This window comes from Sporosarcina sp. FSL K6-3457, assembly GCF_038007285.1.
Taxonomy (GTDB): domain Bacteria; phylum Bacillota; class Bacilli; order Bacillales_A; family Planococcaceae; genus Sporosarcina.
Genome location: NZ_JBBOWX010000001.1, coordinates 2,785,671 through 2,808,088, shown reverse-complemented (window position 1 = coordinate 2,808,088; position 22,418 = coordinate 2,785,671). Strand labels below are relative to the sequence as shown.

The following is a 22,418-nucleotide window of genomic DNA, read 5'->3' as shown; positions in this document are numbered from 1 at the left end:
GTGCCGGGCACTTCCACAATTAAATGGAGCGCAGCCAGCAGGCGAATTGTGTGAGTGCCTGGTACCCAGGAGAAAATAAAAACAAAATAGGAGGAATTATTATGATGAAAAAATTTAAGCAACAGATGAAGAATGAGAAAGGTTTAACGCTGATTGAGTTATTGGCTGTTATTGTTATTTTAGCTATTATTGCGGCGATTGCTATTCCGGCGATTGGGAATATTATTGAGAATTCTAAAGTAAATGCTCTTAAAGCTGATGGGCAAAATGTTTTAGCTGCTGGTAATTTGTATTTTATTGAAAATAGTACACTCGATTCGGTTACATTAGATACTCTTATTACAGATGGTTTTATAGAAGATGCAGGCGGATTTGCTAATACTAGTGGATCTGGTGCTACGGGTACAACTGTTACAAAAGCTACGACTGGTAATACGATAAGTGGAAAATCTGCTAGTAGTGCCACCGTTTCAGTTACTTTCCTTCTGTCTACAAATGCCGATATTACAAATGCAGGTGTGAAAGCTGGTACAGAAGGTACAGTTACGATTGCTCGCTAAATTTAATTAGATAATATTTACTGATTATGTTTAAGATGTATTAATAAAGAATATGCCGATTAATTATGCATGTATGTATTAAGTATATGAAAAAGTATTGTTCTACAGCAGCCTCACCGCTGCTGTAGTCTCTCTTTTCATTCACCATTCAGCGTAATGACTGATCATTGCGTTGCATGGTTAATGAAATCACCGTTTTAACTTCATTCAGCAGAGGTCGCTGAATGAAGTTAAAGCCTTCGGCGGATGTCACAGATTTTGAATTGAATTGAATTAATTTTAGGAAGGCAGTCTAAGTTCGCGACTTCCTGTCGCAACGACTGCATGACCTACATCCTGTAGGCCTCAAGCTCAATTCAAAATCTGGACACAAATACGCCAAATCGTATTTGATTTAGAAAGGAGCCCATCACATGTTTGGTAGAAAGAAAAATCGAGTAGTGTCGCTAGAATTGAATGATTTTCTCATTCGTGTACTTGTCGTTAAGGATGGGGATATCGCGAATGCGACTATTTATGAATATCCGCTACCGGCTGGCTTGGTTGTAGATGAAACCGTTCAGGATGAATTGGCTTTTTTCGAGCTGTTGAAGGAGCTAGCGAAAGATTGGCATATTGCCAAGCATGATGTGCGCTTCTTTGCACAGGATCATTCTGTTATGATGCGGGCATTTGAGCATCCGAAAGATATTCAATCCGATAAATTAAAAGGGTATGTGGAAATGGAATTGGGGCGCACGCTGCATTTACCATTTGACGAGCCATTAATAGATGTTTATGATCCGAAGGCGGGTGACGGGGAAGCGATTATATTTGCGGCTCCTTCTGAAGAGGTATTCAAATTGATGCAATTATACGCGGATGTGCAGCTGCATCCGACGGTATTAGATGTGCGGACATTGTCTAATATTCGCTTTTTGGATAGTACATCATTCTTTTCGCCAGGCAAGACGTATTTAATTGCCGATTGGTCGATTGATGCGGTGTCTGTCTGTATTTATTCCAAGGGTAATGTCGATTTTCTGCGCTATCAGCCTACGGAAACGTCATCGCGTAATTGGCGCTATGAATCTGATGGTAAAGAGCGTAATAACTTTACATTTGACGGTCAAATAGAGGATTATCAGCAGTCACTGGCGAATCAAGTAGCTGAGATTGAACGTATTTTGAATTTCTATCGTTTTTCTTTACATAAAGGTGAAAAGTCTGTCGATGAGATGGTCATGATGAGTGGTCATCCTGAAATGGATTTCATCGTCGCACAAATGCGATCGACAATCGATAGCCCGATTACCATTATTGACGATGCGTTTGTTCAGAAAAAGTATCCGCAGTTTGAAGCTGGGCATGCGGCGCTTATTGGACTAGCATTGAAAGGGGATGCTTAAATGGTTCCTGAAATTAACCTATTGCCGCAAATGGAACGGAAATCTGGCGGCAGTAAATGGGGGACTTTGCTTGTCTTGATAGCTTTTATAGCTATTGTAGGGGTATTAGCCTTTCAATACTTTTCGTTGACGGGCAGTGTTAAAACATTGCAGGCTGATCAGCAAGCTTTGCTAGCAGAGAGAACTGCAATTGAAGCGAAAATTGCAGAGCTGGAGCAACCCGAACAGATGGACTTAGCGACAATGGTTGGGGTATTGGACAGGATTACCTATCCAGTCTCGCCGTTAGTAGAAGAAATCAATGCCTATCGAGGCGATGATGTCTATTTACGCGAGTTTATATTAAAGGAAAACGAAATTGAAATTTTGATGGACTTTGAAACGATGCCAGAAACGGCGACTTATGTGGGTGATTTGCTAGGCAGTGTGTACTTTGAGGATGTCAAAGTGGACGAGATTGAAACTTTTGTGCCGACTCCGGGGGAGAGAAAGACGGAATTATTTGACGTTGTCGATCGTTTTGCGAACCGCTTTATCGTGACCATTGACCCGACTTATTTACGTACAGGAGGAATTGTCCAATGAAGCAATCTGTAAATGAAAGTAAATCATTGGCTATTCTCCTTGGAGTTGTCGTTGTACTATTATTAGGGGCATTTTATTATTATTTTGTTTATCCGAAAATGGAAACGAAGAAACAGACGGAGCAAGCGATTAGTCAGCTACAAACAGATATTATGACTTTGGAGCAGCATGTAGCTGTGCTAAGTGTGGTCGATACGGAGGATGCGGATGATTTTGAGTTGCGTAAAAAACTCCCCACCCAGCGCCAATTGGATAATTTGTTGCGCTCGATTCATGAGGTAGAAGTGATGAGTGAATCAAAAATTTTAAAGATGACCTTTAATAATTATGATGAAGAAGTAGCACAAGCGCAAAACCTTAAGTCAGAGGAAGAAACGGCTACAGCTACTGAGTCAACAGAGGCTACTCCAGCGGAAGAGGCGGGGGAAGAAGAGAAACCTGTTACGCCGATTAATGTAGAAGCACTGCCTAAAGAGTTGAAGCTAATGTCGTTGGAGCTGGAAATGCAAATGTTGGATGAGGCGCATTTGATGCTGTTTCTACAAGAGTTGGAGGCGATTGAACGTATTGTACGCATTGATGGGGTCGATATTAGTAATCCGCCTGCGCCAGGTGAATTGGAATTGACAGATGTAAAGCCTTATAAACAAATCTTTGTAAAAGTCCAATTAACGACGTTTTACGCAGAGGATGTGGCCAACTAAATGGATAGCGTCTTTATTGTATTATTTTTCATCTACGGTATCGTCTTCGGCTCTTTTTTCAATGTCGTTGGCTTGCGCGTACCGAAAAAAGAATCGATTGTGTCGCCGCCCTCCCATTGCACAACTTGTGACCGAAAACTAGGTGCTCTTGACCTGGTGCCGGTCTTTTCTTATCTCTTTCTAAAAGGAAAGTGTCGGGGGTGCGGCTCGAAAATTAGTCCGATTTATCCGTTTATGGAGTTTGTCACGGGCGTATTGTTTGCGTTGTCCTTTTATACGTTTGGTTTAAGTGCTGAACTCATTGTTGCGATTTTGTTCATGTCGTTACTTGTTATTATTACGGTGTCGGATATTGCTTATATGCTTATTCCGAATAAGGTACTGCTGCCATTTGCTATCGTGTTGTTGGGGGCTCGGCTATTCATCCCCCTGGAGCCGTGGTGGAATAGCTTGGTCGGGGCGATAGTTGGCTTTGGTGTGCTGTATGTCATTGCGGTTGTGTCGAAAGGTGGCATGGGCGGTGGGGATATTAAATTGTTTTTCGTCATTGGGCTTGTGTTGGGTACAGTGCAAACGCTACTGACGTTGTTTGTTGCGGCAGTGATTGGTACGGTTGTGGGGGCAATTCTGTTGAAACGGTCTGGGAAAGGCCGGAAAACACCGATTCCCTTTGGTCCGTCGATTGCTATAGCAGCTGTCATTTCCTATTTCTGGGGCGCTGATATTGTCGCTTGGTATAGTAATCTATTCTATTAAGTCGATAAATTTTGGAGGGCAAGGCGACATACGTCTTGTTCTTTTTCACGTCCGGTCTGCTACGGTTATAGGAAAAGCGGTTATAGGGGTGGTCTGGGATGAAATTCGGAAAACGTTATTCAAAAGCGACTGTTCTGATGGCGATGCTACATGGCGTTGTCATTGGTATTGCGGCGGTTGCGCTCATTGGGCTTGTCCTTTTTATGGCGAGGGGTAAGGATGAGCCGAGCGCTAGTGGTAAGGAAGTGCCGACAGGTGGTCCAGCGGCTGTTGAAACACCTGAGGCGGCACCAACGCCACCGGAAAAAACCTTATCGTTATTTGCGAAACAGCATGGGGCATTTTCTACGGCTGAAGCGGCCGCTGTATTTATTGCTGAAGATCCTTCATTGACAAAAGCTGCGGTCATTCATGCGGGCGATAGTTATTTTGTGTGGTCGGCGGTTGGTGTAAAGGAAGGTGAGATTGAAACGAGCGACTACGAAGGGACTTATCGCAAGGCTTTTTCAGTCAATACATCAGCTTGCGGGGCCATTGGGGCGGGGAAATTAAACGATGTGTTGGCTGAAACAGAAATAGGCCAAATTAAAAATTTGACAGCACAGCAAAACGAAGCGAATGAAGAGGGGGAAATGAAGGATTTTTACAAGAATTTAACCTCTATTACAACGTTTACAACGGATATGAGGATTCTCCGGTTGCAGCTTCTATCTCATTATTCTTCAACAAATAACTGCGTCAAATTTACGTTTTAAATGCGAAAAAGGGGCCAAATTTAATTTTTTGTTTTTCGGTACAATTTTCACAATCCCTGTTATCCAGTATGATTATGGAAAGGGGGAATTTATAATGAAATTTAACATTGCTAAACCAGTTATTTTAGCTTCAGCTTCGCCACGTCGTAAGGAAATTTTAAGCTTGCTTGGCTTACCATTCACGGTGATACCGAGTCATGTTTCGGAGGATATTGACATGGCATCGGATGATTTTGCGGCTTATGCAAGAGAGTTGGCTGCAAGAAAAACAAAGGCGGTTGCTAAAGAGTATGACGATCATATTGTCATTGGGGCCGATACGATTGTCGTGCACGAAGGCAAGCATTATCCAAAGCCGGAGAGCAAGGAACAAGCCAAAACCTTTTTACAAGAGCTTTCTGGTAAAACACATGCCGTAATAACGGGTGTTGGTATCTCGGTGGGTGGGACTTTACGTGTTTTCTCAGTTGAAACAGCCGTCACTTTTCGGGAACTAGACGATGTGTTACTCGATGCTTATGTAGAGTCTGATGACCCGATGGACAAGGCAGGTGGATACGGCATTCAAACGGCTGGAGCGCTCCTGGTCGAAAAGATTGAAGGGGATTATTTCAATGTCATGGGCTTACCGATTGCCAAGTTAACAGAGCATTTGCGGAGGCTTGCCTTAATTGCGTTGAAGGATGGTGATCCGTTCATTGACTATTGACCTTCAGCCTAAAATGATGATTCGAGACGTACATATTGCGGACAGGCCACGTGAACGACTCATTAACCAAGGGGCAAGTAGTTTATCGAACCAAGAACTTATTGCGATTTTGTTGCGGACGGGCACCAAAGAGGAATCAGTGCTAGTGCTTGCGAACAGGATCCTTTCTTCATTCGATAAAATTCAAGATTTGAAAGATGCGACAATCGAAGAGTTGACGTCCGTCAAAGGCGTCGGCAAGGCCAAGGCGGTTCAACTGCTCGCTGCAGCGGAGATTGGTAAAAGGTTATATCGTAAACATTCAGATGGACGCTACACCATCCGTTCACCTGAAGATGCTGCTTCTTATTTAATGACCGATATGGCTTCTCTTAGTCAAGAACATTTCGTGGTCCTTTTTCTTAATGTCAAAAACGAAGTACTCCATAAGCAGACGATTTTTATTGGTAGTTTAAATTCGAGCATCGTGCATCCGAGGGAGGTTTTTCGCGAAGCCGTCAAACGCTCGGCGGCATCGATAGTTGTCGCGCATAATCATCCGAGCGGTAACCCTGCACCGTCTCCGGAAGATATTGAAGTGACGAAGCGTTTGATGGAGGCGGGGTCTATTATGGGCATTGAGACCCTCGACCATCTAATCATAGGTGATCATCAATTCATCAGTTTGAAAGAGAAGGGTTACATGGGATGAGTTCCTACTGCTACGAGCTTTTGACACGTCGGAAAAAGATGGTAAGTACATTAAACCTTGTCTATTGCTATTGACACTGTGATTTTGTTCTCCAATCCGTTATACTAGGGTGTATGATTTCATGAAGGCCGTAATTGAGCGGTTATGGAGAAAGGAAGAACAGTCTTGTTTGGATTTGGATCAAAAGATGTCGGGATTGACCTCGGCACGGCAAATACATTAGTTTTCATTAAGGGGAAAGGGATTGTCCTTCGGGAGCCCTCAGTAGTCGCAAAAAATACGCATACAGGTGAAATTGTAGCAGTCGGTAGCGCAGCGAAAAATATGATCGGTCGTACGCCTGGTTCTATCGTTGCCACTCGTCCGATGAAAGATGGCGTAATTGCTGACTTTGAAATTACTACAGCGATGATTGAGCATTATATGAAAGAAGCAATGAAAACGGCGGGCGGTTCATTTAAAAAGCCGAATGTTATGATCTGTGTACCTTATGGGATCACATCTGTTGAACAGCGTGCAGTGACGGATGCTGCAAAACAAGCAGGTGCGAAAGATGCCTTTACAATCGAAGAACCGTTTGCGGCGGCAATCGGTGCAAATCTTCCAGTCTGGGAACCTACGGGCAGTATGGTCGTCGATATAGGTGGTGGAACGACGGAAGTAGCGGTTATTTCGCTTGGAGGTATTGTGACGAGTGAATCAATTCGTGTCGGTGGTGACACGATGGATAACGCAATCATTAGCTTCATCCGCAAGACGTACAACTTGACGATTGGTGAGCGGACAGCTGAAGCTATTAAAATTGAAATTGGTTCTGCGAAAGTAACAGATGGTTTGCAGAAGATGGAAATTCGTGGACGTGACCTAGTGACAGGCCTACCGAAAACGATTGAAATCTCTTCGGATGAAATTGCAGGTGCATTGCGTGAATCGATTACGCAAATCATTGATGGTGTGAAGAAGACACTTGAAACGACACCACCTGAATTATCTTCAGATGTGATGGAGCGTGGGATTGTCTTAACAGGCGGTGGCGCATTGCTTCAAAATCTTGATAAAATTATTTCTGATGAAACGAATATGCCTGTATTTATCGCGGAAGATCCACTCGATTGTGTGGCAATTGGTACAGGTAAGGCACTTGATAATTTTGATTTAATTAAAAAGATGCAATCTAGATAAGTGAGGGAGGATACGGGTAATGCCGCGATTTTTTTCAAATAAACGATTGATTTTATTGCTCGTCGGCGTAATCGTCCTCGTAGCATTAATTTCATTCTCCCTCAAAGACCGGCAGCACGCCTCACTCCCAGAACAAATTGTGAAAGACGTCGTCGGCTTCGGGCAATCGTTATTCTCGAAGCCGGCGCATTATATTACAGGTGTCATCGGGAATATTGATGGGATTTTGAATACATATGAAGAAAACAAGCAATTAAAAATGAGATTAAGTGAATACGCCTCTAACCAAGCAGAATTATCGGATATCCAGGCAGAAAATGAGCGATTACTAGAGATAATTGGCAAAACAGATGATTTACGAGCTTATGAACCTATTCATGCAACGGTTATTTCTCGCAATCCTGATCAGTGGGAAGAGAAAATCATTATTGATAAAGGTGAAGTACACGGTATTGAGCGGAATATGGCGGTCGTTACAGCAAATGGCTTAATAGGTAAAGTTGTACTCGTCAATAAGTTTACTTCCACGGTGGAGCTCTTGTCGACAGAAAATCGTAATTTTCGCGTTGCTTCGGTTATTCCTGGAAAAGATCCTGCGTTTGGGCTTATTGAAGGCTATGATCGTCAGCGGAGTGAACTCATTATGAAGCGGATTGATTCTAGTTTTGATATTGAAGTCGGTCAGCGAGTTGTTTCATCCGGTCTTGGTGGGATATTCCCGAAAGGACTTCTTATTGGTGAAGTGACAGAAATATCGACGGATGACTATGGATTGACAAAGTTAGCCTATATTCGTCCAGCGGCAGAATTTACAATGTTAGACCACGTGATAATCGCGAAAAGGACATCGACGATTGTGGATGGAACAGACGGGGACGGCACTGAGGAGGAGGGGGAATCATGATCCGATTCGTCATCCCTTTCATTGCTGTCTTACTATTTTTCTTGGAGCCTGTTTTTAGCCTTTTCTCCCCTATAGATATCGGAGGAATGCGATACACGCTTGTCCCACGGTTTGTTATCGTGTACCTTATCTTTATAGCAGTCTATTATAGTCGGCAACATGCAATCATTTACGGAATTGCACTTGGACTCTTGTATGATATGTTCCACATTGATATTATTGGATTATATGCATTTCTTTTTCCGTTAATCTGCTTTATCGCGGTGCTAATTATTCGCCAAGTTCACCGTCATCTGGTTACGGTCATGTTCTTAGCGCTACTCCTCATTATTGTTCTTGAATTATTGTCCTACTTTTTTGCAAGTCTTGTTTCATTGACCTCGATTGGTTTAGATGAATTCATTGCCGGTAGGCTCGTGCCGACGATTATTGCCAACTCGGTTTTTGTTGGAATGTTCGGTTTATTTTTCAAGAATCTCATTTACAAAAGAGGATTGGAGCGACAAGGCGAAACTTTGTAGTTTGAATAACTGCTGCTAATTCAGGTTAATGGATTAGAAAGAGAGCGCGGGGTGACGCAAATGACGAAACAGCAATATGTAACAATCAAAGGGACAAAGGATGGTCTTATCCTTCGCCTTGATGACAAATGCGCCTATTCGGATATGATTGCGGAACTTCGAAGGAAAGTGGAAGAGAATAGCTTGGAGGGACTTGCAGAAGTACAGGTCCATACAGGCAACCGCTATTGTCATGACGATGAATTAAAGGAAATCATGAATACGATTCATAATTCTCCTCATTTACGTGTATCAAAAATTCAAAGTGATGTGATCACGGTGGAAGAATGTAACCGAAGAATACTTGAAAAACAATCTGAAACTTATGTCGGCATCGTCCGGTCAGGGCAGGTCGTGAAGGCGGATGGAGATCTCGTCGTCGTTGGGGATGTCAATCCGAATGGTCGTGTCATTGCAGCGGGTAGTATATTCATTCTTGGACGTCTCAAAGGAATTGCCCATGCTGGTGCGAATGGTAATGTAGAGTCAGTTATTGCTGCCTCATGGCTTGAAGCAACACATCTCATCATTGCGGACAAAATGGAGACGATGACGGATGAATTGACAGTTTTGTCGGAACATCCAGAAATGGAATGTGCTTATTTGCATCCAAACGGTTCTATTGCTATCAATCGTCTTCAGGAACTTCGGATACTCCGACCTGGTCTGTCATCATTCAAAGGAGGAAGCTAATGTGGGAGAAGCAATCGTAATAACATCTGGTAAAGGTGGTGTCGGCAAAACAACGACATCCGCAAATCTGGGAACTGCATTGGCCCTTCAAGGTAAGAAAGTCTGTCTGATTGATACTGATATTGGACTTCGGAATCTCGATGTCATTCTAGGACTTGAAAACCGTATCATCTATGATCTTGTAGATGTGGTTGAAGGCCGCTGTAAAGTGCAGCAGGCCCTTGTGAAAGACAAACGTTTTGAAGAAGGGCTCTTTTTATTGCCAGCTGCTCAGACAACTGATAAAAATGCAGTGAATCCAGAGCAAATGAAACTATTGGTTGCTGAACTAAAACGAGATTATGATTATATCTTGATCGATTGTCCTGCGGGCATCGAGCAAGGCTTTAAAAATGCTGTTGCAGGGGCGGATCGTGCGATTGTCGTTACGACTCCGGAAATCTCGGCCGTTCGGGATGCCGACCGTATTATTGGGCTGCTGGAGCAGGAAGACATCGAACCACCAAAACTTATTATTAATCGTATTAAACGTCAACTGATGTCATCGGGCGATGCGCTCGACGTCAATGATATTACATCGCATTTGTCGATTGATTTACTAGGCATCGTGCTGGATGATGAAAATGTCATTTCTTCTTCGAATAAAGGAGAACCGATTGTTATGGATCCATCGAACCCAGCTGCTATTGGCTATCGCAACATTGCCCGCCGTATTCTAGGTGAATCGGTTCCGCTTATGTCACTAGACGTAGGTAAGCCTGGATTTTTCGATAAAATTAAATCTATATTTGCAAAATAATTCCCCAATCCCTGATGCGTCTTTTGCGTCGGGTTTTTTGTGTTTTTTGGGGGAGAAGGCGGGGATTTCGCCTGCGGTGTCAGAGTTCGAGGTTGAGGTATTCGAGTTTGTGAGAAAGGTGTGCTAGTTTTTGAAATAGGTAGTCCAGTTTGTCCGGGGTGTCTGAGTTCATCGTCTATGTATTCGAGTTTGTGAGAAAGGTGTCCCAGTTTCTGAAATAGGTAGTCCAGTTTGCCCAGGGTGTCTGGGTTCATCGTCTATGTATTCGAGTTTGTAAGAAAGGTGTCCTAGTTTCCGAAATAGGTAGTCCAGTTTGTCCAGGGTGTCTGAGTTCATCGTCTATGTATTCAAGTTTGTGAGAAAGGTGTGCTAGTTTCTGAAATCGGTTCTCCAGTTCCGCCAATGGATAAGCATTTGTTTTCACATCCAGTCATATACTGAAAAAAACGGGTGGTGTGGCCGGGTGAAGTGGAGGACGAAGTGGCTAGTGGCGATTGTGTTGACGATTGGGGTGATTGGTGTGGCGAAGCTGGAGGAGGCGGAGGTGATCCGGCAGCCTATCACGCAATATGTTACATCGGGGCAGGATTTAGTGGCGGTGAAGAAATGGGTGGCTTCGATGATCAAGGATTCAGACGATGATAAAATTGCAGTGATGGCGGGTCCGAATTTGGATGATCCTTTTTCCATGTACGAATCGATGCAACCTTATAAAAATGGTGTCCTGGTTTCGTATACGAATCCGTTGCCGATTGAAGCGCAAGCGAGTGGGCTTGTTGTTTTCACAGGATTTACCCGCGAATCGGGGAAAACAATTACGGTGTTATATGATGATGGGGATGAAGTGACATATGGCTTTGTGGGAACAATTCCAATACTACCCTATACGGCTGTAAAAAAAGGGGACACGCTGGCGCTAATGGAAGAGGGGGCCATTTATTTAATGGTGAAGCGTGGTGGTGTGAAATTAGATGCATCCCTATTGCCAACGTATCTCTCAGGTGACGATCTGTCGGATGTGGATGAATGAAGTTTAGGCTCCATCCTGTGCTCCTGCCGTTTTTCTTATTTCTCATTATGACAGGGAGCATATCCATCTATGCACTTATCTTCATATCGCTACTCATTCATGAAATGGGCCATCTGATTGCAGCTTATGTCACGGGGATGCGGGTTCGTTCGTGCGTGATTATGCCGTATGGTGGCGAATTAATCATTAGCAATCGTCAGTTAGAGCCGAAAAAAAAACGCATTATTGTCGCGCTCGGTGGTCCGCTGGCGACAGGTCTATTATTAGCACTTGCGACATGGATAGAGTTCCCGGGTGATGATCAAGTCATTCGTATCCAAGTCGCATTATTGGTGCTGAACTTACTGCCGATTTTGCCGCTTGACGGAGGACAGGTCATTTGTGCATTACTGGAGACTGACGGTTCTGAGTATCGCACGCGTGCACTTGTTTTAGTGCATTCGATGTTATTTATAGCCGCTGCGATTTTGCTATTAATTTGTGGGTTACCCAAGACCATTCCTTATATTCTTCTTGCATTATTTCTCCTCATTCAAAATATTACTGCCTTTCGTTTCCGAAAATATGAAAAAGCATATACAGAAATAAAATTAAAACAATTGACGTAACTTTTTTTATATGGTAATATTCAAATGTTATTGTTTGTAGCACCCGTGCTACTGCAACCGCGCTGATAAGGTACAAGTATCCAAATGGATCACCTTGGAAGGCGAGTCTGAGTTTATAGAGGAGGTGCAAGTATGTACGCAATCATTGAAACTGGTGGTAAGCAAATCAAAGTTGAACAAGGCCAGGAAATCTACATCGAAAAAGTAGCTGGTGAAGCTGACGAAGTCGTCACTTTTGACAAAGTTCTATTCATAGGTGGAGAAAACGTGAAAGTTGGCGCTCCATTCGTGGAAGGTGCTACTGTAACGGGTAAAGTTGTTAAACAAGGTCGTGCTAAAAAGATCACTGTTTACAAATACAAGCCGAAAAAGAACTACCACAAAAAACAAGGTCATCGTCAGCCATACACGAAAATCGTCATTGACGGTATTAACGCGTAAGCCGGCATGATTAAGATCATCATCAATGAGCAATCTTCAGGCCACATCCATTCATTTGAGATGAAAGGTCACGCTGATTTCGCGGAACACGGAAAAGACCTTGTCTGTGCAGGAGCATCCGCAGTATCTTTTGGTACTGTCAATGCCATCATTGCACTCACAGGAAAAACCCCTGACATCCATCAAGGAGCTGACGGTGGTTATTTGAAAGTCATATTTCCGGAAAACGACGAAAAAGATTACGATATACAGTTAATTCTAAAAGCGATGATTGTATCATTACAGACGATTGAACAAGACTATGGGCAACATATAAAACTCATCTTCAACAAGTAGGAGGTGGCATACATGCTACGTTTGGATCTCCAGTTTTTTGCATCGAAAAAAGGGGTAGGTTCTACTCGGAACGGTCGTGACTCTCACTCGAAACGTCTTGGCGCGAAACGCGCTGATGGACAATTCGTGTCAGGCGGATCAATCCTTTATCGTCAGCGCGGAACGAAAATTCACCCAGGTGAAAACGTCGGTCGCGGTGGTGACGATACACTTTTCGCAAAAGTTGACGGCGTCGTTCGTTTTGAACGTTTTGGCCGTGACAAAAAGAAAGTTAGCGTTTACCCTGAAGTTCAGGAAGCGTAAACATACGAGAGAAAGGACTGCATATGATGTGCAGTCCTTTTTCTTTTTTATTTTAGATAGGCCTGCAATGTCTTCGATAGTTGGCGAAGCGGGGTAGAAAAATGTTATACTATAAAGATGAAAATGTTGGCGGTGAATGACAATGGGAAACGATAAGCTGACCCTGATACAAGCGCTGAAATTTGCAAGACATGATTTTTTGAATGAGCTTCAGTTAATCTTACTGTATATTGACCTCGGTAAACTGCCAGAAGCGAAACAGAAAATTATGGAGACAACGGATGCGATGCGCCAAGTGGCCATGCTAGAAAGACTCGGACTACCGGCTGTTGAAACATGGCTTGTTACGTTTGACTGGATGTACAGCGTGTTCCCTAAAACAATAACGTCTGCGATTACGTCAGGTATCCGGGAAGCGGATGATGAAGCGGTCGCAGCCTATTTAGAACAGGTATTTTGTATAGCAGAAAAAATGGTAGATCCCACATCTGATTATGAAGCGCAGATTGATGTCAAGGCTACATCGACAAGTTGGTCGATTACCGTCACTGTTGACGGTGCGATGGACCAGATGCTAGCTGCACCAGAAGTGACTGGGGACTTCAGCGTAGAAGAAATAATTTCACAAAATCAATGGACGTTCACGATTCGTGGGCGATAGGAGGAAAATGCATGTTTGTCGATCACGTAAAGATTTATGTAAAGGGTGGTGACGGTGGTGACGGGATGGTTGCGTTCCGTCGGGAAAAGTATATCGCATACGGCGGTCCAGCCGGTGGCGACGGTGGTAAAGGTGCTGACGTCACTTTCATAGTTGACGAAGGGCTGCGTACACTGATGGATTTCCGTTACCAACGCCATTTTAAAGGAACACGTGGCGAGCACGGCGGCAGTAAGAGTATGCATGGTAAGAGTGCGACGGATATGGTTGTTAAGGTTCCACCGGGTACGGTTGTTACAGATGCGGAAACAGGTACGATTATTGCTGACCTTGTCGAGCATGGGCAGACGGCTGTTATTGCCAAAGGTGGTCGCGGTGGTCGTGGGAACTGTCGATTTGCAACACCACAAAATCCAGCGCCTGAACTGTCTGAAAAAGGTGAGCCGGGTGTCGAGCGGGAAATTACATTGGAATTGAAAGTACTTGCTGATGCAGGTCTTGTCGGTTTCCCTAGCGTTGGGAAATCGACGTTATTATCTGTTGTTTCCTCAGCAAAACCTAAAATTGCCGATTATCATTTTACAACATTGGTACCGAATTTGGGGATGGTTGAAACAGAGGACCATCGTGGTTTCGCACTAGCCGATCTTCCTGGTTTGATCGAGGGAGCGCATGAAGGAATTGGTCTGGGGCATCAGTTTTTACGTCATATCGAGCGGACGCGTGTTATTATTCATGTGGTCGATATGTCTGGATTGGAAGGACGCGATCCATATGAAGATTTCGTGACCATCAATGAGGAATTGGCGCAATATAATTTACGATTGACAGAGCGTCCACAAATCATCGTGGCCAATAAAATGGACATGCCTGATGCGGAAGACAATCTCAAGGAATTTAAGAAAAAGCTGGGCGATGAAGATGCGCAGATCTTCCCGATTTCTGCGATTACGCGAAAAGGGCTTGATGAACTGCTGTTTGCAGTAGCGGATCTGCTTGAAGTGACACCAGAATTCCCAATGCATGAAATTAAGGATGAGGAAGAGCATTCTGTTCTGTACAAACACGAGTCAGAAGTTGACTTTGAAGTAACACGTGATGATGACGGAGCATATGTCTTATCTGGTTACACAATTGAGCGTCTGTTCAGAATGACGGATTTCAACTTCGATCAATCTGTCCGTAAATTTGCGAGACAAATGCGTGGGATGGGTGTAGATGATGCACTTCGTGAACGCGGTGCGAAAGACGGCGATACAGTACGTATCCTCGAATTCGAATTTGAATTCCTCGAATAATGAGTTGACATCAACGAAGATTTTATGAGTAAAAGGGGAGTACTGTGAGACAGGGGGAACTCTTTATGAAGCAATTGGGGGAAGGTCATTTTTATCTTGTAAGAGAAGATGTGCTGACAGAATCCATGCAAAAAATGCTGGAGGCGAAAAGGCTATTGGCTAGCGGAGAAGAATCGACGATACAAGATGCTACAAGAAGGGTAGGCCTATCCCGAAGCGCATTTTATAAATATCGCGATACTGTATTTCCTTTCGAATCGATTGCACGTGAACGAATCCTAACGATCTTCATCCAACTTGAGGATCGGAAGGGGTCGCTTGCAACATTAATGCATATCATTTCAGAGGCAAAATGTAATGTCTTAACAATCCATCAAACGATACCTGTCCAAGCGCGTGCCAATATTACATTGTCGCTAGATGTGACAGAAATGGAAATCAAAATGGAAGAGTTTCTGCAACGCCTAAAATCACCTGATTTTGTTGACGCGGTAAATTTAATTAGTTCAGGTGCATTGTGAAAGGAGTAAATAACTATATGATAGACGAGAAATTTACGCCGACAGTCGCTTATTTAGGACCTGAAGCGTCATTTACACATGTAGCGGCAAGCACTCTTTTTGGAGGTACATCAGGATTGGTGTCGCATGCCACGATACCTGATTGTATTGAGGCGGTGGCAGCAGGCCATGTTGCTTATGCCATCGTTCCGCTTGAAAATGCTTTGGAAGGCTCTGTACCACTGACAATTGATTACTTGTTCCACGGGAGTGAGTTGTTCATCAATGCTGAAATTTCTATTCCGATTGAGCAGCATCTGATGATCAATCATAAGCAAATCCCTTTTGTTGATGAAATCGAGTCTATTAATTCTCATCCGCATGCACTTGCGCAATGCCATAAATATTTACAGTATAATTTCCGTCGTGTGCCGCTTATTCAGACAACTTCAACGGCCGCGGCCGCAAAGTATATTTCTGAAAATCCAGATGAGAAAATAGCGGCTATTGGCAATCGATTGGCGGCAGAGAAATATGGATTACATATTACAGAAGAAAACATTCATGATTTTCATTTTAACCATACACGTTTTGTTGTGTTATCGTTGCGTAAGGAATGTTTGGAAAGTGAAGGGCATTCTACTAAACTAAAAACGACTTTCATGGTGAAATTACCAGAGGATGATCGTCCGGGCGTACTCCATCAGGTGCTATCTGTTTTCTCCTGGCGCAGGCTCAATTTAAGTAAAATTGAATCGCGGCCATTGAAAACAGGTCTCGGAAATTATTTCTTCATCATCGATGTGTTGGAAGCCGAAGATCATCCGATGATGCAGGGGGCAATCGAAGAACTTACTGCACTCAATTGTTCTGTGCGCTCATTCGGTTCCTATTTTACATACAATCAATTACCGTCACGTCATTGAAAAATGACGCAGGCGGTTTTTTGTTGTGAATAAAAATAGGCTTGCCGTGCGCGCACCGAAGGCAGTTCCGCGCGCACCGAAGGTAATCCCGTGCGCAACAAAGCTAGTCGCTAGCGTAACAACAATGCCGAATCAAAATAATTAAACGCCCTCAATTTTTGAATAAAACGCCCACCGCCGCATATACATAGCAAGAGGGGACATCACATGGAAAATGTGCGTCACAAAGACGGGCGTCCGTTCATACGATGGATTGACGGAAGGGGGAATTTTTTAAGTGGAAATCCATATTGTTGTCAAAGGGGATACGTTGTGGAAGATTGCGCGTCAATATGGTATCCCGTTCGAAGAGTTGAAGCGGGCCAATGCACATCTCGCTAAATCTGAATACATCGTGCCTGGTATGAAGATATTTTTACCGAACAAAGTACAGGGAGGAAAGCAAGAGCACGTCAAGCATCCTGATAAAGGGAAGGTTCCGGTAAAGCCGACCCAGCCGCCAACGGCACCAGTGCCAACGCCAAAACCAAAACCGCCAACAGTGAAACCACCAACGCAGCCAACACCCAAACCACCAACGCCGACGCCAAGACCACCAGTGCCAACACCTAAACCGCCAGCGCCGACGCCAAGACCACCAGTGCCAACACCTAAACCGCCAGCGCCAACGCCAAGACCACCAGTGCCAGCACCTAAACCTCCAGCGCCAACGCCAACACCACCGGCGCCAATACCGAGACCGCCAGTGCCAACGCCGCCAGTACAGGTGCCACCAATACCGCCGGCACCGATGCCAGTACCGCCACCTGTACCTACGCCGCCACCTATCCAAATGTTTCCGATGCAGCCGTGCATGCATCATCCGATGATTGGGATTCCATGTGGCTGGTTGCCAATTTTCGACGCGGATTGTCATCCGTTTATGCATTCGGGACAAATTCAGGCGATGCCTAGCCCACCGGCTTCTATGCAACCGGCACCGATGCCGTTACCAACACCATCGTTACCATCGACACAATTTCCAATGTACGAAGAAGAGTGTGAAGAATCACCGATTTTTTCTAGTCAAGGACCTGCCGAAATGCCACAGCAAATGCCACAACAAATGCCTATGGTTGAAGGTTGGCAATTAGTAGAGTCACCTGATAATCTGTTCGAAGAGTCTCCAGAATGGGATCTACAGCCGTCAGCTTGGTGTCCACCTGAGCAAGGATATATTCCACAATCCTTATCTCCGGCTATGCAACAAGGCTTTCCGATGATGCCATTTCCGGTCTCTCAGCAAGGCTGTGGCTGTGATGGCCACCAATATCACCACCAACACCATCACCCGATGATGATGATGCCTTTATTCTACCAAATGATGCCTACACCTTATCAGGGCTCCAACTGGTATGGATCGTATTGATAGGCGTATGGCGCTGGAAGGGAAAGTAGAAAAAATAAAAGATAATGTGTGGAAGTTGGAGAGGAACGGCCATCGTTTTTCAGTGAAGCGATATCACTCGAACTCGATTGCCATGAAAGTGAAACGTATACATGATGTATTACATTCGATGTCATTTTTGCATATTGTACCTGTTGAGTCTGAAGAAGATCGGTTGCTATTCATTCAACCGTGGTTAGATGGTGCCAAGGCGGTCAATTTCAAGAAAAGGGCTGATCGGACGGATTCGCTTGCGGCCCTCCATGCCCTTCATGCAACACAGGCACAAATCGACTGGCACGCCTCACCTTATTTACACCCTTATCCTCTCGTTATGAAATGGGAGGATCGAATCGTTCGTTTTCGCGAAATTAGCAGTGCGTGTGAGGCGTATATTGGAAAAGGCCGAGTTGACGAAATTTTGTTTTATGCATTGAACGCTATTAGTGTAGTCAAAAAAACCTATCAGGATCATTTGGATGGCACGTTACTCCATGGAGATGTTGTGCATCATAATATTTTGCGTGATATGCATGGTGTGATTCGCTTCATCGACTTCGATCTAGCTTGTACGGGACCGGCTGGTACTGAAATTGCACTGTGGATTCACCGTGTGCTACCGCAAATCGATTATGATCTTGATTTTTTGTTTGATGAACAGCCTTCCTTGCAAAAGTTGGACGCAGCATCGAAGACATTGCTACTGTTTCCGAATGAATTACTACGTGAGTGGCTCCATTTCTTCACGCTATCCCCAACGAGTAGGGAAAGACAGGCGAAGCAGCTCATCCCTTTTACAGAGTCCGCGCTCTCACATTGGCCGAAATTATGGTATGATGTAGAACGGATAAACATATAGGGGGTAGTCAGTATGGCAGGCCATTCCAAGTGGAAGAATATTCAAAACCGTAAAGGTGCACAAGATGCAAAAAGAGGTAAAATTTTTCAAAAGATGTCCAAGGAAATCTTTGTAGCTGCAAAATCGGGCGGACCGGACGTTGCATTGAATGCTGCACTTCGTCTAGCGATTGAAAAGGCGAAAAGTGTGAACGTTCCGAATGACGTTATTAAACGGGCGATTGATAAGGCGACAGGTGCTGGTGCCGATGAGAACTACGAAGAAGTGATCTATGAAGGTTACGGCCCAGGCGGAGTCGCTGTACTTGTGTACTGTCTGACAGAAAACCGTAACCGAACGGCTCCAAATGTACGTGTCGCGTTTAATAAAAACGGCGGCAGTCTTGGAGAAAGTGGTTCAGTCGGTTACATGTTTGACCGCAAAGGACGTCTTTTCATTGAACGGACAGATAGCACCGATGAAGATACAGTGATGATGGCGGCACTTGAAGCAGGTGCGGATGATATCGAATCGACAGAAGAAGGCTTTGAAATTGTCACACAGCCGTCTGATTTTTTAACGGTGAAAGAAGCACTGGAAGCAGAAGGTATTGTCTTTATTTCAGCGGAAATCGAGATGATTCCATCCATGTATACGGAGCTTTCTGCTGATAATGAAGAGTTGTTTGACAAGATGCTCGAAGCACTGGAAGATGACGATGACGTGCAGGACATCTACCATAATGCGGCGGAGTAACAGTTGAAACTGGAAACGTTGATATACCAAGGGTTTGAAGAGGTTCTAAGTTAGTTTTTCAACGTGAGATTGTAGTTTTATTACGATATATATGTTAAAAACGAACCTTTTACTTATGACATTTAATTGAAGACATTTCCTTACAAGTATTGTTGAAAAACAATCTTATTAGGGGGGTGTCTTTTTTGTTGTTAGAAGAATATTTGTATCATATCGAAGTTCAAAACTTTTCACATCGTACAATTAACGGTTATAAAAAAACAATTTGGCCTTTTAAGGACTTGCAATATGAAGTTTAATCATTCACAAGTCCTGTTCTTATGCCGCAATTGCACATTAATAAGTAATTATTTTTTGTTTTTTAGCTCTAAAAGTATAGGAGTTATATTTAATAAAATCGATATAATCGTCAAAACCCAAAACGCTATTGCCATCGTAGGCACTACATCTAATAAAGCAGACCAATCTTCCGCCTTTACCCAATCGGACACCATACTGTAATCTGCAACAAGTGTTAGTGCTGTAAATGATAACCCCATTGCCATTGCCAATTTATAATCTTTGCCTGTTCCGTACATATAAAGATTTATAAAAGTTGCTACTATAGCAATTAGTCCAAATATTAACCACATAATTATACCCCCATTATATTTTTATTTAAGATGAACATTTATCTACAATTAAATATTTAAAAGTCTAGTTATCTTATTTCAAAATCTGACCGTATTGTTGAACAACTGGATAATCAATTATTGGTATAGTGTAACACATTCACAAATATTGGTGTGGTGAGATATAGAGAATTGGTACTTGCACAATAGCCATATAATCTATGATTTTCTGCTACCAGAGGAATCAGAAGCGTCATTGATTGAACCGTGTGATTATAGTATGTTTATGGTATACACTCTTCAGTGGTGGGTATTTAATTTGATAGAGATATAATGAAAAAAACTTACATCTTACATCGGAAAATAGTGTACAATTCTAAAGGGATTGATATATATATATACGTATTAGGTTGTGCAATAAGTGTCATAGGAAGGAAGTTTGGCTTGATTGAAACATTATTGTTAAATGTCCTATTTTTACTTTTTCCGGTTTTAATAGCGGTCATATTTTTTGAAAATAGATTAACGAAAAGTAATGAATATATACTTATTTCTATTTCGTCTGTCGTACTTATTTTTTGTATGGCCTTCCCATTTACATTGGAAACGGGGTTTATTTTTGATTTAAGGTACATTCCATTTATAATCGCCGCACTTTTTGGTGGCTACAAAATGGTTTTGCCCCTGTACCTCGTACTTAATAGTTATCGGTTTTTTATTGGAGGGGAAGGGATTTATCACTCGCTCATTTTCTCAACGGTTATTTTTATTGTTGTGCCATTGTTGAGTAGAAGGTTTATACAACAAAACGGGAAAAGTAGAATGATCTATGCAGTCGTTGTCACTTTTCTGGTGACGGTATTTTACTTTATTACGTTGGGCTTTCATTATCCCAATTTAACAAGTGAGTTTTGGACATTAACCGTCTATGCGTTAGTCATACATATCATCGTCGTTTCCATTATTATGTCTTTAATAGAAAAGGTTATCTTTAATGTGAAGACCCGTGAACTTTATTTTCGGTCGGAAAGACTAAAGGATATTGGTGATTTGTCAGCAAGTATTGCCCATGAAATAAGAAATCCATTGACGGTCACGAATGGATTTTTACAACTTTTAAAGGGTTCCAAAACGATTACAGCTGACGAAAAGGGCTATATTGAGTTTTCATTAAAAGAATTGGAACGGGCAGAAAAGATTGTTAGTGATTTTTTGACTTTTTCAAAACCCCAATCAGCACATATGGTTTATGCCAGTTTCAAAGATGAAATCACCTATGTAGAAAATATTATGAAACCCTATGCCAAGATGAATCAAGTAGATATACAAGTTCATTTTACAAATTCATTGAAGAAGAAATATGATGAAAATCAAATGCAGCAGTGTTTTATCAATTTATTTAAAAATGGGATTGAAGCGATGAAAGACACTGGTGGGACGCTGTCGATAGATGTTGTGGAACACAAGAATAATATTATTATTAAAATTAAAGATAGGGGAGTAGGTATGTCCTGTGAAGAAATTGCACAACTAGGGAAACCTTATTATTCCACCAAAAAAGAAGGAACGGGTCTTGGTATGTTAATGGTTTACAGTACCATTTGTAATGTGAAAGGGACGATTGATGTAGAAAGTAAAGTAGGGAAAGGGACAACTTTTCTGATTACGATTCCGGTTTGACTGTGATAGCAGTTAACGAATGTAGAAAATGCGTTCGTATGGTATAATCAGTTCTGACCATATAGGGGGCAGATAGGATGTACGACTACATAAAAGGGCAGATTACGCGTGTGACGCCGGAGTACATTACGTTGGAACAAGGTGGCATTGGTTGGCTCATTATGACGCCGAATCCGTATGCGTTTCATAAGACAGATGATATTCAGCAAGTGTTTACTTATTTGCATGTCCGTGAAGATATTCAGTTATTGCTGGGCTTTAAGTCATTGGAGCAACGTGAATTGTTTAAAAAGCTGATTACGGTTTCGGGTATTGGTCCGAAAGGGGCTTTGGCTATTCTTGCAAGCGGTATTCCTTCTCAAGTAATTGGTGCGATTGAACGGGAAGATGAGACGTTTTTGGTTCAGTTCCCGGGCGTTGGTAAAAAGACGGCGCGTCAGATGATTCTAGATTTGAAAGGCAAGCTGTTCGATTTATTCAGCGAAATGGAAATGCCAGACGACGATGTGACACTGCTGACGATGGCGGATAATGGTGCGTTGGATGAAGCGATTTTGGCGCTGGAAGCACTTGGCTATTCACAGCGTGAATTAACGAAAGTGAAGCCGAAATTGGAAAATGAAGAGCATGATACTGAAGGTTATATGAAATTGGCTTTGAAGTTATTGTTGAAACAGTAATATATCCTTACTGGGTAAGGATGGAACTGAATCCTTAC

General features: G+C 43.0%; 28 protein-coding genes and 1 other annotated feature. Of the genes, 27 read left to right on the top strand and 1 reads right to left on the bottom strand.

Going from position 1 to position 22,418, the window contains the following annotated elements; translation table 11 throughout:
- Nucleotides 1-101 precede the first annotated feature (101 nt).
- The 25 genes from N1I80_RS13930 to N1I80_RS13810 all read left to right on the top strand — a co-directional run bounded on the left by N1I80_RS13930 (nt 102) and on the right by N1I80_RS13810 (nt 19,409).
- The gene (locus N1I80_RS13930) at nt 102-560 is read left to right on the top strand and encodes a prepilin-type N-terminal cleavage/methylation domain-containing protein (RefSeq protein WP_340738470.1); all 459 of its coding nucleotides are present in this window, start codon (nt 102-104) and stop codon (nt 558-560) included.
- A 413-nt stretch (nt 561-973) separates the two neighbouring features.
- Nucleotides 974-1,948, top strand: coding sequence for a type IV pilus biogenesis protein PilM (gene pilM, locus N1I80_RS13925; protein WP_340738469.1), 975 nt, complete (start codon nt 974-976; stop codon nt 1,946-1,948).
- On the top strand, nt 1,949-2,533 hold the full coding sequence (locus N1I80_RS13920) for a PilN domain-containing protein (RefSeq protein WP_340738468.1): 585 nt from the start codon (nt 1,949-1,951) through the stop codon (nt 2,531-2,533).
- Nucleotides 2,530-3,237: a hypothetical protein gene (locus tag N1I80_RS13915; RefSeq protein ID WP_340738467.1), complete on the top strand. Its 708-nt coding sequence runs from the start codon at nt 2,530-2,532 to the stop codon at nt 3,235-3,237. Before N1I80_RS13920 ends, N1I80_RS13915 begins: the two co-directional genes overlap by 4 nt.
- Entirely contained in the window at nt 3,238-3,993 is a 756-nt protein-coding gene (locus tag N1I80_RS13910) for a prepilin peptidase (protein WP_340738466.1), read from the top strand.
- Between the two features lie 98 nt (nt 3,994-4,091).
- The gene (locus N1I80_RS13905) at nt 4,092-4,748 is read left to right on the top strand and encodes a hypothetical protein (RefSeq protein ID WP_340738465.1); all 657 of its coding nucleotides are present in this window, start codon (nt 4,092-4,094) and stop codon (nt 4,746-4,748) included.
- Between the two features lie 94 nt (nt 4,749-4,842).
- Nucleotides 4,843-5,457, top strand: a complete 615-nt coding sequence (locus tag N1I80_RS13900) for a Maf family protein (protein WP_340738464.1) — start codon at nt 4,843-4,845, stop codon at nt 5,455-5,457.
- Nucleotides 5,458-5,470: 13 nt separating this feature from the next.
- Nucleotides 5,471-6,148: a RadC family protein gene (gene radC / locus N1I80_RS13895; protein ID WP_340740047.1), complete on the top strand. Its 678-nt coding sequence runs from the start codon at nt 5,471-5,473 to the stop codon at nt 6,146-6,148.
- Nucleotides 6,149-6,313: 165 nt separating this feature from the next.
- The gene (locus N1I80_RS13890; protein ID WP_340738463.1) at nt 6,314-7,330 is read left to right on the top strand and encodes a rod shape-determining protein; all 1,017 of its coding nucleotides are present in this window, start codon (nt 6,314-6,316) and stop codon (nt 7,328-7,330) included.
- Between the two features lie 19 nt (nt 7,331-7,349).
- Nucleotides 7,350-8,234 carry a rod shape-determining protein MreC gene (gene mreC / locus N1I80_RS13885; RefSeq protein ID WP_340738462.1) on the top strand — a complete coding sequence of 295 codons (885 nt, stop codon included), beginning with the start codon at nt 7,350-7,352 and terminating at the stop codon, nt 8,232-8,234.
- Entirely contained in the window at nt 8,231-8,755 is a 525-nt protein-coding gene (mreD, locus tag N1I80_RS13880) for a rod shape-determining protein MreD (protein ID WP_340738461.1), read from the top strand. Before mreC ends, mreD begins: the two co-directional genes overlap by 4 nt.
- A 60-nt stretch (nt 8,756-8,815) precedes the next feature.
- Nucleotides 8,816-9,487 carry a septum site-determining protein MinC gene (locus N1I80_RS13875; RefSeq protein ID WP_340738460.1) on the top strand — a complete coding sequence of 224 codons (672 nt, stop codon included), beginning with the start codon at nt 8,816-8,818 and terminating at the stop codon, nt 9,485-9,487.
- A gap of 1 nt (nt 9,488) precedes the next feature.
- The gene (gene minD, locus N1I80_RS13870) at nt 9,489-10,286 is read left to right on the top strand and encodes a septum site-determining protein MinD (RefSeq protein ID WP_340738459.1); all 798 of its coding nucleotides are present in this window, start codon (nt 9,489-9,491) and stop codon (nt 10,284-10,286) included.
- 463 nt (nt 10,287-10,749) lie between these two features.
- Complete coding sequence (locus N1I80_RS13865; protein ID WP_340738458.1) at nt 10,750-11,316, top strand: M23 family metallopeptidase; 567 nt, start codon at nt 10,750-10,752, stop codon at nt 11,314-11,316.
- Entirely contained in the window at nt 11,313-11,924 is a 612-nt protein-coding gene (locus N1I80_RS13860; RefSeq protein WP_340738457.1) for a M50 family metallopeptidase, read from the top strand. Before N1I80_RS13865 ends, N1I80_RS13860 begins: the two co-directional genes overlap by 4 nt.
- Nucleotides 11,925-11,969: 45 nt before the next feature.
- Nucleotides 11,970-12,043 (top strand) — a sequence feature (ribosomal protein L21 leader region).
- A 13-nt stretch (nt 12,044-12,056) separates the two neighbouring features.
- Nucleotides 12,057-12,365 (top strand): 50S ribosomal protein L21, encoded by a 309-nt coding sequence (rplU, locus tag N1I80_RS13855; RefSeq protein WP_340738456.1) that lies wholly within the window; start codon nt 12,057-12,059, stop codon nt 12,363-12,365.
- Nucleotides 12,366-12,371: 6 nt separating this feature from the next.
- Entirely contained in the window at nt 12,372-12,701 is a 330-nt protein-coding gene (locus N1I80_RS13850; protein WP_340738455.1) for a ribosomal-processing cysteine protease Prp, read from the top strand.
- A 12-nt stretch (nt 12,702-12,713) separates the two neighbouring features.
- Nucleotides 12,714-13,004, top strand: coding sequence for a 50S ribosomal protein L27 (rpmA, locus tag N1I80_RS13845; protein WP_179392075.1), 291 nt, complete (start codon nt 12,714-12,716; stop codon nt 13,002-13,004).
- Between the two features lie 142 nt (nt 13,005-13,146).
- Nucleotides 13,147-13,665, top strand: a complete 519-nt coding sequence (locus N1I80_RS13840) for a Spo0B domain-containing protein (protein ID WP_340738454.1) — start codon at nt 13,147-13,149, stop codon at nt 13,663-13,665.
- 11 nt (nt 13,666-13,676) lie between these two features.
- Nucleotides 13,677-14,963, top strand: coding sequence for a GTPase ObgE (obgE, locus tag N1I80_RS13835; protein ID WP_340738453.1), 1,287 nt, complete (start codon nt 13,677-13,679; stop codon nt 14,961-14,963).
- 65 nt (nt 14,964-15,028) lie between these two features.
- The gene (locus tag N1I80_RS13830) at nt 15,029-15,484 is read left to right on the top strand and encodes an ACT domain-containing protein (protein ID WP_340738452.1); all 456 of its coding nucleotides are present in this window, start codon (nt 15,029-15,031) and stop codon (nt 15,482-15,484) included.
- Between the two features lie 17 nt (nt 15,485-15,501).
- Nucleotides 15,502-16,389 (top strand): prephenate dehydratase, encoded by an 888-nt coding sequence (pheA, locus tag N1I80_RS13825; protein ID WP_340738451.1) that lies wholly within the window; start codon nt 15,502-15,504, stop codon nt 16,387-16,389.
- A gap of 277 nt (nt 16,390-16,666) precedes the next feature.
- Nucleotides 16,667-17,797 (top strand): LysM peptidoglycan-binding domain-containing protein, encoded by a 1,131-nt coding sequence (locus tag N1I80_RS13820; RefSeq protein ID WP_340738450.1) that lies wholly within the window; start codon nt 16,667-16,669, stop codon nt 17,795-17,797.
- Nucleotides 17,784-18,674, top strand: coding sequence for an aminoglycoside phosphotransferase family protein (locus N1I80_RS13815; protein WP_340738449.1), 891 nt, complete (start codon nt 17,784-17,786; stop codon nt 18,672-18,674). Before N1I80_RS13820 ends, N1I80_RS13815 begins: the two co-directional genes overlap by 14 nt.
- 12 nt (nt 18,675-18,686) lie before the next feature.
- The gene (locus tag N1I80_RS13810; RefSeq protein ID WP_340738448.1) at nt 18,687-19,409 is read left to right on the top strand and encodes a YebC/PmpR family DNA-binding transcriptional regulator; all 723 of its coding nucleotides are present in this window, start codon (nt 18,687-18,689) and stop codon (nt 19,407-19,409) included.
- Nucleotides 19,410-19,756: 347 nt separating this feature from the next.
- Here the strand turns inward: N1I80_RS13810 and N1I80_RS13805 are convergent, their stop codons facing one another.
- Nucleotides 19,757-20,041: a hypothetical protein gene (locus N1I80_RS13805; RefSeq protein ID WP_340738447.1), complete on the bottom strand. Its 285-nt coding sequence runs from the start codon at nt 20,039-20,041 to the stop codon at nt 19,757-19,759.
- Between the two features lie 423 nt (nt 20,042-20,464).
- Between N1I80_RS13805 and N1I80_RS13800 the strand changes: the two genes are divergently transcribed.
- The gene (locus N1I80_RS13800; RefSeq protein WP_340738446.1) at nt 20,465-21,700 is read left to right on the top strand and encodes an ATP-binding protein; all 1,236 of its coding nucleotides are present in this window, start codon (nt 20,465-20,467) and stop codon (nt 21,698-21,700) included.
- Between the two features lie 77 nt (nt 21,701-21,777).
- Nucleotides 21,778-22,380, top strand: coding sequence for a Holliday junction branch migration protein RuvA (gene ruvA, locus N1I80_RS13795; RefSeq protein ID WP_340738445.1), 603 nt, complete (start codon nt 21,778-21,780; stop codon nt 22,378-22,380).
- Nucleotides 22,381-22,418: the final 38 nt, after the last annotated feature.

Bases quoted from the DNA above. Each gene is read 5' to 3' on its own strand.
- N1I80_RS13930 (WP_340738470.1), top strand. From the start codon at position 102: ATGATGAAAAAATTTAAGCAACAGATGAAGAATGAGAAAGGTTTAACG.
- pilM (WP_340738469.1), top strand. From the start codon at position 974: ATGTTTGGTAGAAAGAAAAATCGAGTAGTGTCGCTAGAATTGAATGAT.
- N1I80_RS13920 (WP_340738468.1), top strand. From the start codon at position 1,949: ATGGTTCCTGAAATTAACCTATTGCCGCAAATGGAACGGAAATCTGGC.
- N1I80_RS13915 (WP_340738467.1), top strand. From the start codon at position 2,530: ATGAAGCAATCTGTAAATGAAAGTAAATCATTGGCTATTCTCCTTGGA.
- N1I80_RS13910 (WP_340738466.1), top strand. From the start codon at position 3,238: ATGGATAGCGTCTTTATTGTATTATTTTTCATCTACGGTATCGTCTTC.
- N1I80_RS13905 (WP_340738465.1), top strand. From the start codon at position 4,092: ATGAAATTCGGAAAACGTTATTCAAAAGCGACTGTTCTGATGGCGATG.
- N1I80_RS13900 (WP_340738464.1), top strand. From the start codon at position 4,843: ATGAAATTTAACATTGCTAAACCAGTTATTTTAGCTTCAGCTTCGCCA.
- radC (WP_340740047.1), top strand. From the start codon at position 5,471: ATGATGATTCGAGACGTACATATTGCGGACAGGCCACGTGAACGACTC.
- mreC (WP_340738462.1), top strand. From the start codon at position 7,350: ATGCCGCGATTTTTTTCAAATAAACGATTGATTTTATTGCTCGTCGGC.
- mreD (WP_340738461.1), top strand. From the start codon at position 8,231: ATGATCCGATTCGTCATCCCTTTCATTGCTGTCTTACTATTTTTCTTG.
- N1I80_RS13875 (WP_340738460.1), top strand. From the start codon at position 8,816: ATGACGAAACAGCAATATGTAACAATCAAAGGGACAAAGGATGGTCTT.
- N1I80_RS13860 (WP_340738457.1), top strand. From the start codon at position 11,313: ATGAAGTTTAGGCTCCATCCTGTGCTCCTGCCGTTTTTCTTATTTCTC.
- rplU (WP_340738456.1), top strand. From the start codon at position 12,057: ATGTACGCAATCATTGAAACTGGTGGTAAGCAAATCAAAGTTGAACAA.
- N1I80_RS13850 (WP_340738455.1), top strand. From the start codon at position 12,372: ATGATTAAGATCATCATCAATGAGCAATCTTCAGGCCACATCCATTCA.
- rpmA (WP_179392075.1), top strand. From the start codon at position 12,714: ATGCTACGTTTGGATCTCCAGTTTTTTGCATCGAAAAAAGGGGTAGGT.
- N1I80_RS13840 (WP_340738454.1), top strand. From the start codon at position 13,147: ATGGGAAACGATAAGCTGACCCTGATACAAGCGCTGAAATTTGCAAGA.
- obgE (WP_340738453.1), top strand. From the start codon at position 13,677: ATGTTTGTCGATCACGTAAAGATTTATGTAAAGGGTGGTGACGGTGGT.
- N1I80_RS13830 (WP_340738452.1), top strand. From the start codon at position 15,029: ATGAAGCAATTGGGGGAAGGTCATTTTTATCTTGTAAGAGAAGATGTG.
- pheA (WP_340738451.1), top strand. From the start codon at position 15,502: ATGATAGACGAGAAATTTACGCCGACAGTCGCTTATTTAGGACCTGAA.
- N1I80_RS13815 (WP_340738449.1), top strand. From the start codon at position 17,784: ATGGATCGTATTGATAGGCGTATGGCGCTGGAAGGGAAAGTAGAAAAA.
- N1I80_RS13810 (WP_340738448.1), top strand. From the start codon at position 18,687: ATGGCAGGCCATTCCAAGTGGAAGAATATTCAAAACCGTAAAGGTGCA.
- N1I80_RS13805 (WP_340738447.1), bottom strand. From the start codon at position 20,041: ATGTGGTTAATATTTGGACTAATTGCTATAGTAGCAACTTTTATAAAT.
- ruvA (WP_340738445.1), top strand. From the start codon at position 21,778: ATGTACGACTACATAAAAGGGCAGATTACGCGTGTGACGCCGGAGTAC.